Source organism: Agromyces sp. Y575 (genome assembly GCF_059445445.1).
Map to the genome: position 1 here is coordinate 772850 of NZ_JCAIUI010000002.1, position 12107 is coordinate 784956.

Annotated in this window: 9 protein-coding genes; 5 read left to right on the top strand and 4 right to left on the bottom strand. The window is 69.6% G+C overall.

Annotation, left to right across the window (positions count from 1 at the left end):
* Window positions 1-100: 100 nt before the first annotated feature.
* The 4 genes from AC1C2U_RS09675 to AC1C2U_RS09690 all read right to left on the bottom strand — a co-directional run bounded on the left by AC1C2U_RS09675 (window position 101) and on the right by AC1C2U_RS09690 (window position 6138).
* Entirely contained in the window at window positions 101-4036 is a 3936-nt protein-coding gene (locus tag AC1C2U_RS09675) for an SCO7613 C-terminal domain-containing membrane protein (protein WP_495361538.1), read from the bottom strand.
* A gap of 42 nt (window positions 4037-4078) precedes the next feature.
* On the bottom strand, window positions 4079-5356 hold the full coding sequence (locus AC1C2U_RS09680) for a type II toxin-antitoxin system HipA family toxin (RefSeq protein ID WP_495361539.1): 1278 nt from the start codon (window positions 5354-5356) through the stop codon (window positions 4079-4081).
* Window positions 5353-5568, bottom strand: coding sequence for a helix-turn-helix domain-containing protein (locus AC1C2U_RS09685; protein ID WP_495351966.1), 216 nt, complete (start codon window positions 5566-5568; stop codon window positions 5353-5355). The genes AC1C2U_RS09680 and AC1C2U_RS09685 overlap by 4 nt, the downstream gene beginning before the upstream one ends.
* Before the next feature lie 108 nt (window positions 5569-5676).
* Window positions 5677-6138, bottom strand: a complete 462-nt coding sequence (locus AC1C2U_RS09690; protein ID WP_495361974.1) for a DUF2000 family protein — start codon at window positions 6136-6138, stop codon at window positions 5677-5679.
* 57 nt (window positions 6139-6195) lie between these two features.
* On the opposite strand from AC1C2U_RS09690, the gene AC1C2U_RS09695 reads away from it, so the two are divergent.
* The 5 genes from AC1C2U_RS09695 (at window position 6196) to AC1C2U_RS09715 (ending at window position 12056) form a co-directional block, all read left to right on the top strand.
* Window positions 6196-6972, top strand: a complete 777-nt coding sequence (locus tag AC1C2U_RS09695; RefSeq protein ID WP_495361540.1) for a helix-turn-helix transcriptional regulator — start codon at window positions 6196-6198, stop codon at window positions 6970-6972.
* A gap of 119 nt (window positions 6973-7091) precedes the next feature.
* On the top strand, window positions 7092-9446 hold the full coding sequence (locus AC1C2U_RS09700; protein WP_495361541.1) for an arylsulfatase: 2355 nt from the start codon (window positions 7092-7094) through the stop codon (window positions 9444-9446).
* 228 nt (window positions 9447-9674) lie between these two features.
* Window positions 9675-11048, top strand: a complete 1374-nt coding sequence (locus tag AC1C2U_RS09705) for a pyridoxal phosphate-dependent decarboxylase family protein (RefSeq protein WP_495361975.1) — start codon at window positions 9675-9677, stop codon at window positions 11046-11048.
* 196 nt (window positions 11049-11244) lie between these two features.
* Window positions 11245-11595 (top strand): ArsR/SmtB family transcription factor, encoded by a 351-nt coding sequence (locus AC1C2U_RS09710; RefSeq protein ID WP_495361542.1) that lies wholly within the window; start codon window positions 11245-11247, stop codon window positions 11593-11595.
* On the top strand, window positions 11592-12056 hold the full coding sequence (locus AC1C2U_RS09715; RefSeq protein WP_495361543.1) for an SRPBCC family protein: 465 nt from the start codon (window positions 11592-11594) through the stop codon (window positions 12054-12056). The genes AC1C2U_RS09710 and AC1C2U_RS09715 overlap by 4 nt, the downstream gene beginning before the upstream one ends.
* Window positions 12057-12107: the final 51 nt, after the last annotated feature.

The window sequence follows — 12107 nt, forward strand, 5'->3', positions numbered from 1 at the left end:
CCTTTGCCGCAACGCGACGCTTTCAAATCGCCGTCACGCCGCAAAGGGTCGCGGCAGCACGTGCCGAGCAATGTCGGAATGCCGGGCCCCGATCACGGGCCTATTCGAGTTCGCGTAGCCGCGCAGCGACGCCACCGCCCTGGTTGGTTCGACGCTCCGATCCGACCGCGATCGCGAGCAGCACCGCACCGGCCGTCGCGAGCGTGATCCACCACGGCATCGCCCCGACCGCACGGTCGACCTGCGCCGAGAACACCACGATGTTCTCGATCGGCAGCACCGCGAGCCCGAGCAGGAACGGCGCCGCGAGCTTGCGCGACGAGCCGACGAGGATCGCGACGAGCGCGAGCGCGATCACGAGGATCGGCCGGTACAGCTGCGGGTCGGTGCCGGTTGCGAGCACCGACGGCAAGAAGGTGAGCACGATGCCCGGTGCGAGGAGGCGCCAGCTGCCGCGGAATCCGATCGGCCATGAATTGAGCGACGGATACACCGGCGCCGCCGCCCCCGCGGCCACCCCGGCCGCCGCCCCCGCCGCGGCCCCCGCCGCTCCCGCCGCCGCCGACCGCATCGCGATGATGCCCGCCGCGAGCACCGCGAGCCCGAGCGGCAGCGAGAACACCTCGACGCGCAGATCACGTTCGCTCCACCCCGTGACGCCGGTGACCCACGCGAGCGCGTACGTGAACCAGAACGGCGGCAGCACCGGGCGCGCTCGTCTCGCAAGCGCGACCGTGATGAGCGCGAGGGCCAACAGAAGCGCCATGAGCACCCAGAGCGTCCAGATCGCGAACCACTCGCGCCGGATCGCCGTGATCGGCCCCGCGACGAGGAAGACCAGGGCCGGCGCGAAAAGCCACCTCGTGCCGAGCAGCCAGAGGTCGAGTCTCGTACCCACCGGCGCAGGCGCGGTCGCAGTCGCGATGGTCGCCGAGGCCGCCGCATTCATTGCGCCGTCGTGCAGCACCCAGACCGTCGCGACCGCGAGCACCACACCTGCGAGGGTCAGCCCGAGCACCGGCAGCATCACGAGGTCGGGGGCGGCGAGCGGCAGCACGTCGCGTTCGAGACCCCACCGCACCGCCTGGATCGGAGCGGCCGCCGCCGCAAGCAGCGCGCCCGCGAGCACGGGGGCCCGAAGCATCCGTGCACTCGCCGCACCGGCCGGTCGAGTCAGCAACCAGCCCGCCACGAGCAGCACGACGGATGCCGCGAGCAGCGCCGCCGTGCGCCACGCGAACGCCCCGTCGGCCGAACCCCACGCGCCGAGCAGCACGAGCGACGGCACGAGTGCGCAGGCGAGGCCGCTCGTGAACAGGGCCGCCCCTGCACGCCCGCGAGCGACGAGGACCGCCCCCACGATCACGGCGGCGAGGGCCGGCGGCAGCGTGTACGGCTCGACCAGCTCGACTCCGAGCATCGCCCACACGCACCAGAGAGCGCCGGTCCAGCTCGCCGACGCGAGCCACCAGCCATAGGGCCGACCGGCGACGATGCGCGTCGCCGCGAAGCCGAGGCCGAGCACGACGAGCACGGCCATCGCCGTACCGAGCCCGGCGGCGTCGCGCACGAGCGCGAGCAGCACCGCGATCGCCGCGGTGACGAGTGAGGAGATCTCGATCCACAGTCGCACGGATGCCGCGGCGACGGCGTCTCGGCCACGGCTCACGAGTGCCGTCTCGATGGTCTTCGTCGCAGGCAGCACGACTGCGACGATCGCCGCGATGACCGGCAGCACCACCGGGGAGCCGCTCACCTCGAGGAACTCCGAGCCGAGGCACACTGCGACCACCGCGAGCGAGGGCACGAGGATCGCCGCGGCGGCCGAGCGCACGAACCGGTTGAGGCCGGGCCGCCGGGTGAGCACGAGCGAGAGCGCGAGCAGGAACGTCACGCCCGTCGAGAGTGCCGTCCAGCCGTTCGGCTCCCGCAGCACCGTGGCGACCCCGATGAGGAAGGGCACAGCGGTCACGATGAGGATCGCGTACCAGGAGCGGGCGTCGACGCGGCGCACGAGCGTCGCGGCGAGGGCGCAGAGCGCGGCGGCCGTCGTCGTGAGGCAGAGCACGGCGATCGTCATGACACCGAGGCGGTCGAGGCCCGTCGCGAAGATCACGAGCGCGTACGCGTACGCTGCAGCCACGTGCAGCACGCGCACGCCGGGTGCGAGCGGGCGGGCGATCACGAGACTCGCCGCCACGATGACGATGCCGACCGGAACGGTGATGGCCGGCTCGATCCAGCTGATGAACGCCGCGCCGATCAGGGCGACGTGGGCGAGTGCGATGAACGGGGCGCGCACGCTCGGGCGCGCACCGGTGAACCTCGACACGGGCAGAAGCACTGCGGCGGTCGCGAGCACTGCGATCGCGATGCCGACGCCGGCGCCCGCGAGCGGCGGGAATGCCGGCCATCCGACGAAGGCCGCGGTACCGACCGCACCGATCCACAGGGAGAGCACGAGCATGCCGACGGGGAATCCAGCGCGGTACTCCGGCGGCTCGGATCGTCGTGCCGCAGCGGCGAGCGCGGCGACCCCGAGCGCGGCGACGAGGAGTCCGAGCACGCCGGCGAGCACGGCGTCGGCTGGCAGCCCGAAGTCGGCGACGACCGCCTCACCGCGCTCGCTGTTCGCTCCTCGGAGCGGCGCGAGGCCGGTGCCGACGAACGCCAGTGCGACCGACCCGAACGTGGTCAGCGCCACCGATCCGGCGGGCAGCGCGGCACCGAGCCCGATGGTCAACGTGCCGGCCTGCAGGGCGCGAGCTCGCACCGTGCCGCCGCGGATCACGAGCCAGACGAGTCCGGATGCCGCGACGGCGAGTGCACCCGTGAGCGGCATGAGCGTCGTCAACCACACCGGCTGCAGGTTCTGCGGGGCGAGCGGCAGCATGACGAGCGCGGCCGTGCCGAGTGCACCCGCTGCGAAGCTCCAGAATCGCGGCATGCCGTTCCGTGTCGCGACGGCGGCGAGCACCGCGAGCGCCGCGAGCAGCGCCACGCGACCGATGACGCCCGACTGCGGGGACGCGGCGGGGAGGAGCACGAACTGCACGAGCACCATCACGGTCGCGAGCAGTTGCACGACGGTGAGGGTCACCCGGTCGGCGTGCAGTGCGCTGACGAAGCGGGGTGCCGCGAGCTGCACGAGCCACTGCGACCCCAGCGCCACCGCGACCACGCCGACGTGCCCCCAAGCCGTGCCCCACCCGCCGACGGCGTAGCCGAGGAAGGCCGGAACGACCGCGAGACCGAGGAGTGCGGTCCACCACCAACTGCGGATGCGCGCGCGCCACGCGACCGCGAGCATCGCGGTCGCAGCGATGAAGGTGCCGAGCCCGGCGAACGCCCACGGGCTGATCGCGGCGGGTGCGAGCTCTGAGAACGCCCACACGTCGAGAGCGAGGAAGACCATGCCGAGCGCGCCGATCGCCTCGGCCGAGAACTGCACGCCCCGCCGGCGGAGCATCCAGGCTCCCGCGAGGAACAGCGCGGTCACGACGGCGATGACCGTGGTGCGCATCGCGAATCCGACGTCGGGGTTCAGGAAGGTGAAGACGATCGCGGCGACCGCGAAGAGGCCGGCCCCGGCCACGGCGAGCACGGATTGCACGCTCAGCTGCGAGGTCGAGGCCGGCGCCGCGGCATCCGTTCGCAGAAGTGCGGGCTCACGGTCGTCGGTCACGCCCGGCGCGCCGGAAGCGTTCGGCGCATCGGATGCCGCGGCCCCTGCGTGCCCGGCGACCGGCGCAGATCGTTGCAGGCCGACCGTCGACCGGGCCGCCCTGGCAGCCGCCCGCACCGCCGCAGCCGTGGCCGGCGAGACGGTCGGCAACGCCGCGATGAGTCGCTGCCGCTCGAGCACCGCATCGGCGGCGCGTTGGGAAGCAGCCCACAGCTGCGCCCCTTCGGCACCGCGGAGGTCGGCCTTGCACGACGGGCAGATCGGGCTGTCTCGCATCTCTTCGTCGCACCGCGGACAGATCGTCGAGGCGAGCAGATAGCGGGCCGCCTGCTCATTCCATGCGCTCACCATTGGCGAAGTCTATTCACGCCGGATGCCGATGCGCCCGCGTCTTCAGTTGATCCACCCGCGGGTTTCCGTGTGCCGAGCGACGGCTGAGGCGATGCGCTCGCCGACAGCGCGCTCGCTCGGGGACCCGATCGTCGACGCCGCCGTCGCGTATGCCTCCGCGAGTCCTGCGCGAATGTCTCGGGCGCGCGTCTCGGCCTCGTCCGCCGGAATGCGGAGCTTGCGTGCGATGCCCACGAAATTGCGAATGCCGATCGCGTCGAGACGATATTCGTCACCGACCTTCATTGCCGAAGCCAGCGGGCGAGACGACGGATAGGCGAGGTGCGTTCCGAGGTCGTAGAGCGGGGCGAGCGTCGCGGTCTCCGCCCGCAGCAGGATGGAGTAGTTCTTGGCATGCCCGTCGGTGTTGGCAGCGGAGACGTTGAACACCATCGCGTCGAAGAGCTGGCGCTGGCTGTTACGTCGCTGCTCGAGGTCGGGAAAGGTGTCGATGAGCTGTGCCATCTGCACGAAGCCCGGGCCACCGTCGGCTTGGTACTTGCGAGCCGGACTCACCGAGAGCGCCTGGCAGAAGTCTTCTTGGTGGTGACGGACCCAGATGCCGCGCTCGACCGCACGGTCATAGCGTGCAGACACGAAGACCCGATCGCCGCGGGTTGTCGTGTAGAGCTCGGCGTCGGCGACGTCGAGACCGAGTTGCGCCGCCGCCCTCATCGTGACGTACTCGTTCACATCGTGTTCGATGAACGGTGCGACCGCGGGCTTGAGGATATGGGTCGTCGGCGTCGCATCGGCCGGCACACCCCAGCTTCCATCGGCAGATCGAAAGAGTGCCGTCTTCGGTTGGGCACCGGGCAGACTCCAGCGCCCGGTCGTGTCGCGAGAGCCCCATGTGTCGGCGTGGGCGACGAGGTCGGCGATGACCTCGGCGACTTCGTCTTCAGAGAGTGGGTCGATTGCCGTTCGATGACCGGATGCATCGGTCGACTCGCTGCCGTCTGGAAGGATCTGCACGGCACCGGCGACGTCGCGGCCGACGTACGTCAGTAGCCCGAACGGATTTGCTGCCGAGGTGTGGAATTCGCGCGCCAGCTCATCGAGCCGTCCCGGGCTGTCGGGGAGCAGTCCCTGGAGGAATGGAAGTACTGCGCGCGACGGGTGCGTCGCGCGCGAAACCGGCATCGACATCGACAGCGGTGTCGCGTCGAGGCGAGCCCGGTACGACTCGTCATAGGTGAAGGTGACGGCCCCTGCCGTGGTCTGTTGCAGTTCACCGATGTACGTGCCGTCGAGGAAGACGTTCAACGATCGCATGCTCATCGTTCGTTCTCTTGAAGGTCGACCGAAAGCTCGAGCACGCCGAGCACGTCGAAGACGCGATCCAACCGAACGCTCGGCTTGCCGCCTTCGAAACGAACCACCCACTCGCGGGTGACGCCAGCGCGCTCGGCGAGGGCTTGTTGCGACCAATCCAACGCCTCACGACGGGTTCGCACAGCACCACCGAGTTCACGTACAGATCTGATTCGCATCGCGGCCTCCTTGGTGCGCGTTCGCGCACAACACCAAGTGTGCCCGATCGCGCACAGAAACGGAAGTGCACGATCGCGCACAGAACGCAGCGGGTTCGTGATGGGTTTCTAGTCGTGCAGTCGAGCACCCTTGACGATGCGATCGACGACGTTGCGCGGCCCGCGCAGGCCGATACCGACGAGATCGAGGTCATCGGCGGCGACCGCGGCGACGGCAGCCCGGTTGGCGTCGTCGTGCCCGGTCGAGAAGAGCTCCCGGGTGTACACCGCGAGCGACACTCCGCGAGCGGCGGCCTTCGACCGGGCCGCCAGGAGCAGTTCGGCCGTCGCCGTCATCACGAACACGAGCTGCCGCAGCATCGGCAGGTACTCGGTTCCGTCGCGATCGCGATACGGCTCCCCAGTGAGATCCTGGCCGCTGGTTGCGATTCCGCTCATCAGGAACGCGGTCACGTTCAGCTCCTGCCACGGTGCCAGGTCGTCGCGCAGCACGACGACGACCTTCGTGTCGAAGCGGGGCGGGGCGGCGAGTTCAGGTGAGGCATCCACAAGAGGTGAGGTATCTGCAATGGTTGGCACGCTCCCAGTCTCCGCGTGGCGCACAGCGGGGTCTTGTACGTTTCTTGCATGGTCGACTCGGTGCACGCCTGGCACCCCGAGGTGCCGTCGGTGCGGGAGGTGCTGCACGCGATGTTCGACCACCACGCCTATCCCGCGCACACGCACGACGACTGGACCGTGCTCCTGATCGACGACGGCGCCGTCGCCTACGACCTCGACCGTGCAGCACACCACGCGACGCCGGCATCGATCACGCTCCTGCCTCCGGGCGTGCCGCACGACGGGCGCTCGGCGATCGACGGCGAGGGGTTCCGCAAACGCGTGGCGTACCTCGATTCCGAGTGGCTGCCTGCGAGTGCACCGGATGCCGCGGCGACACGCCCCACGCTCGCCTCTCCCGACTCGATCGCCGCCGTTCGACGCATCCACGCGGCGCTCCACTCCCCCGCAGACGTCATGGCCGCCGAGCACTGGGTGCTGGTGTTCCGGGAGCAGGTGCTCGCCCACCTCGGCTCCCCGATGCAGCCCGTTCGAGATGCACCACTGGCGCGACGCCTGCGTGAACTGCTCGATGAACGCCTCTTCGAGACGTTCACGATCGCCGAGGCCGCCCGGCTGCTCGGCGCGCATCCGAGTCACCTCGTGCGCGTCTTCTCCCAGACCTACGGCATCGCCCCGCACCGGTACGTGACCGGCCGTCGGGTCGACCGAGCCCGGCGGCTCCTGCTCGAAGGGCATCGACCCGCCGTAGCCGCGGTGCACGCCGGCTTTCACGATCAGGCCCATCTCACGCGGCACTTCCGACGAATCCTCGGTACGACCCCCGGCGCTTTCGCGGCATAGCTTCGGCGCAGGCCGGTACTCGAGGCTGCCCGCGGTCCTCGAGCCGCTACGCCCCACGAGTGCCCACTGCGATGATCGAGAGGAGCGACGCGTCGTCGCTCGGTTGAGGGGGATCATCCATGAACGACGTCCGACCGGGAACCGTGCTTCCCGTACCCGACCGCGCCTACCAGGGTCCGGTCCCGTACGACGCGAAGGAACTCGACGAGAAGTTCCCGCCCATCGAGCTCGCGCGGCCGCCGGCCCAAGCGCCGAACGTGCTCGTGATCCTGCTCGATGACGTCGGGTTCGGTGCCTCGAGCGCGTTCGGCGGGCCGATCCACACGCCGACGGCTGAGCGTCTCGCCGGCGAGGGCCTGCGTTACTCACGATTCCACACGACAGCGCTCTGCTCGCCGACACGTGCCGCCCTGCTCTCGGGCCGCAACCACCACGCCGTCGGCATGGGGCACATCACCGAGACGGCGACGCCGTCGCCGGGCTACCGTTCGACGCGGCCGAACACGGCCGTGCCGCTGCCCGAGATCCTCCGCCAGAGCGGCTACAACACCGCACAGTTCGGCAAGTGTCACGAGGTGCCGGTGTGGGAGACGGGCCCCACCGGCCCGTTCGACCACTGGCCGGCGCAGAGCGGCTTCGAACGCTTCTACGGCTTCATCGGCGGCGAGACCAACCAGTACACGCCCGCGCTCATCGACGGCACCACCATCATCGAACCGCCGCACGACCCCGACTACCACCTGATGCCCGACCTCGCCGACAAGGCGATCGACTACGTACGCCAGCAGCAGAGCCTGACGCCCGACAAGCCGTTCTTCGTGTACTTCGCGCCCGGGGCGACGCACGCCCCACATCACGTGCCGAAGGACTGGATCGCCAAGTACGAGGGCAAGTTCGACCACGGCTGGGACGCCCAGCGCGAGCAGACCTTCGCCCGCCAGAAGGAGCTCGGCGTCATCGCCGCCGACTCCGAGCTGACCGCACGCCCCGATGGCCTGCCCGCGTGGGACGACGTGCCCGACGAGCAGAAGCCGGTGCTCGCCCGCCAGATGGAGGTCTACGCGGCCTTCCTCGAGTACGCCGACCACCACACCGGCCGCCTCATCGAAGCGCTCGAAGAGCTCGACATCCTCGAAGACACGCTCATCTACTACATCATCGGCGACAACGGGGCCTCGGCCGAGGGCGGCATCAACGGCGCCTACATGCTGACGACCGCCTCCAACGGCGGCGGCCAGTTCGAGACCGTCGACTTCTGGAAGGAGCACCTCGACAAGGTCGGCGGACCCGAGGCGTACAACCACTACTCGGTCGCGTGGGCGCACGCGATGTGCACCCCCTATCAGTGGACCAAGCAGGTGGCCTCGCACTACGGCGGCACTCGCAACGGCACGATCGTGCACTGGCCGAACCGCATCGCCGCGAAGGGCGAGGTGCGCGAGCAGTGGCACCACGTCATCGACCTCGCGCCGACCGTGCTCGACGTCGCCGGGCTCGCTGAGCCGCACACCGTGAACGGTGTCACGCAGGAGCCCATGCACGGCGTTTCGATGGCCTACAGCTTCGACGACGCATCCGCCGACGAACGCCACACGACGCAGTACTTCGAACTCATGGGCAACCGCGGCATCTACCACCGCGGCTGGACCGCCGTCACGAAGCATCGCACCCCGTGGGACGTCGTCTCGAAGGCACCCGACTTCTCGCTCGAGGTGTGGGAGCTCTACGACACGACGACCGACTGGACGCAGGCGAAGAACCTCGCCGCGGAGCAGCCCGAGAAGCTCGCCGAGCTGCAGCGACTCTTCCTGATCGAAGCGGCGCGTCACAACGTGTTCCCGATGGACGATCGAGCAGCCGAGCGCATGAACCCTGAGATCGCCGGTCGCCCGACCCTCGTGAAGGGCGGCCGCCTGCGCCTCTACCCCGGCATGGTGCGTCTCGGCGAGAACGTCGCGATCAATGTGAAGAACCGCTCGTTCTCGGTCACCTCCGAAGTGGTCGCGCCCGACGACGGTTCGCTCGAGGGCGTGATCGTCGCGCAGGGCGGTCGCACCGGCGGCTGGTCGTTCTTCACCGAAGACGGCAAGCTCGGCTTCCACTACAACTACTGCGGCCTGCAGCGATCGACGACCCTGTCGGATGCCCCGATCGGCACCGGCTCTCATCAGCTGCGGGTCGAGTTCGCCTACGACGGCGGCGGCATCGGCAAGGGCGGCGACGTGTCGCTCTTCATCGACGGCAAGGCGGCAGGCACGGGCCGCGTCGAGTACACCCACGCGCTCTACTTCTCGTTCGACGAGGGCCTCGACACCGGGTGCGACACGGGCATGCCAGCGTACGAGGGCTACAAGGTCTGGGGCGGCCCGTTCAGCGGCACGCTCGAGTGGGCCGAGGTCGCGCTCGGGGGCGACGACCACAATCACCTCGTCGACCCCGAGGAGCAACTGCAGGCGGCGTTGCGTCACCAGTAGGCATCCCTGCGTTCGCGCGTCGCCTCGCACATGAAAGCGGCGCGCGACGCAGGATTTCTGACGCATTTTCGCAGTTCAGCCGTCGTATGTGAAACTCTCCCGTGGCCCGCCGGCTTCCGGCGCGGTCGAGCCGAAAGGGACATCCGGATGCAGCGCAACGAACCCGCCCGTGGGGCCGACGTCAACTTCAACCTCAACGCAGACGAGCCGCGCGACCCGGCCACGCGCATGCACTCGACCTCCGACGAGACCTCGCACCTCGTCGACCTCGTGCTTGCATACTCGCGCCGGCGCATCCTCAGCGACGACACCCCGCTCGACAAGCCCGAGACCGAGGCCGAGCTGCGGCGGCTCGCCGGCCGCACGATCGACGAGCAGGGCATCGGTGCGGCCAGGGCCCTCGCACTCTTCGAGCACGTGCTCGCGCCGGCGTGCATCACGACCGACCACCCGCAGTACCTCTCCTTCATTCCGACCGCGCCGACGAAGGCGGCGACGGCGTTCGACCTCGTGGTCTCGGCGAGCGCCCTCTACGGCGGTTCATGGCTCGAGGGCGCCGGTGTCGTCTACGCCGAGAACGAAGTGCTGTCGTGGCTCGGGCGCGAGTTCGGGCTGCCAGCCGGCGCCGGTGGCGTGTTCGTGCAGGGCGGCACGCTCGGCAACCTCTCTGCGCTCGTCGCCGCACGCGAGCACGCGCGCCACCGGCTCGCCGTCGACGGGTCGGATGCCGCGGTGCCTGCCGCGCCCGGTGGTCGCTGGAAGATCGTGTGCAGCGCCGAGGCGCACTCCTCGATCGCCTCGGCCGCTCGCGTCATGGACGTCGAGGTCGTGCCGGTGCGGCCTGCCGACGATGGGATGCTGCGGGGCGCCGACGTTCGGGCGGCACTCGAGGAGCACGGGGCATCCGTCTTCGCCGTCGTCGCCACCGCCGGGTCGACCAACTTCGGCATCGTCGACGACCTCGCCTCGATCGCGGAACTGAAGCGCGAGTTCGACTTCTGGTTCCACGTCGACGGCGCGTATGGGCTCGCCGCCATGCTCTCCCCGCTCGCCCGGCAGCGCTTCGCGGGCGTCGAGCACGCCGACTCGGTGATCGTCGACCCGCACAAGTGGCTGTTCGCGCCGTTCGACGCGTGCGCGCTCATCTATCGCGACCCCGAGAGAGGGCGGCGGGCGCACACGCAGCACGCCGAGTACCTCGACACCCTCACCGAGGGCGGCGACTGGAGTCCGTCGGACTACGCCGCGCATCTCACGCGTCGAGCGCGCGGGCTGCCGCTCTGGTTCTCGCTCGCGACTTACGGCGGCGCTGCGTACCGCGAGGCGATCTCGAGTTCGATCGCGCTCGCGACGCGCATCGCCGAGGAGATCGAGTCGCGCGACGGGCTCACGCTCGTGCGATCGCCCCAGCTCTCGGTCGTGGTGTTCGAGCGCGACGGCTGGTCGAAGTCCGACTACGACACGTGGTCGGCGCGCCTGCTCGATGAGCAGCGCGCCTTCGTGACACCGAGTTCGCACGCGGGCCGCACGAACACCCGCTTCGCGATCGTCAACCCCAACACGACCTTCGAGCACCTGCTCGCGATCCTCGACACGATGTAGTCCCACCGCCGGTCGAGTAGGCCGCCCGTGGCCGTATCGAGACCCCGCACCCCCAATCGCCGATCGAGTAGCGCCCGACGGAGAAGGACGCGTATCGAGACGCCGCACCGGGTCTCGATACGCTCGCTGGCGCTCGCTACGCGACCGACAGAATCGGTTATTGAACTTTTCGGTTCAGCGTCATACACTGAACCACATGGTTCAGCAAGAAGTCCTCGACCCGACAACGCTCGACCGGGCCTTCGCGGCACTCGCCGACGAGACCCGGCGCGGCATCCTGACCAGGCTCGGCAGCGGTTCCGCCACGATCACCGAGCTCGCCGAACCGAGCGGCATGACACTCACCGGCATCCGCAAGCACGTCGACGTACTCGAGACCGCCGGGCTCGTCACGACCGAGAAGGTCGGCCGCGTGCGGCAGGTCAGCCTCGGCACCGAGCGATTGGACGACGCCATGTCGTGGATCACCTTCTACCAGCAACTCTGGGCACGACGCCTCGACGGCCTCGACGCCTACTTCACCCTCACGAAAGGAACGGAATCATGAGCGACACCGCGATGAACGAGACGATCGGACTCCGGCTCCAGCGTCAGCTGCCGGCGACACCCGAGCAGGTGTTCGACGCCTACACCGACGCCGAGAAGCAGAAGGTCTGGTTCTCGATCCTCGATGAAGAGCCCGGCGTCGTCGAGATCGACGTCGACCTGCGGGTCGGCGGCACGCAGACCGCCGTCTGGGGGCCCAACCGCGACACACTGTTCCGCGAGGTGCAGACGTTCCTCGAGATCGACCGCCCGCACCGGCTCGTCACCGAGTCGACCGGTAGCGAGCCCGACGGCACCACCATGACGACGCACGTCGTCATGACGTTCGAGGCGAACGACGGCGGCACGCTCGTGACCGTCGAGCAGACCGGCTTCCCGACGCCCGAGGTGCGCGACTTCTTCCAGACGCAGGTCTGGATCGGCGCGTTCGACCGCATCGAGGCGTTCCTCGCCCGCGGCTGACCCAGGCCAACCCGCTGGCCGAGTAGGCCGCCTGCGGCCCACCCGCCGGTC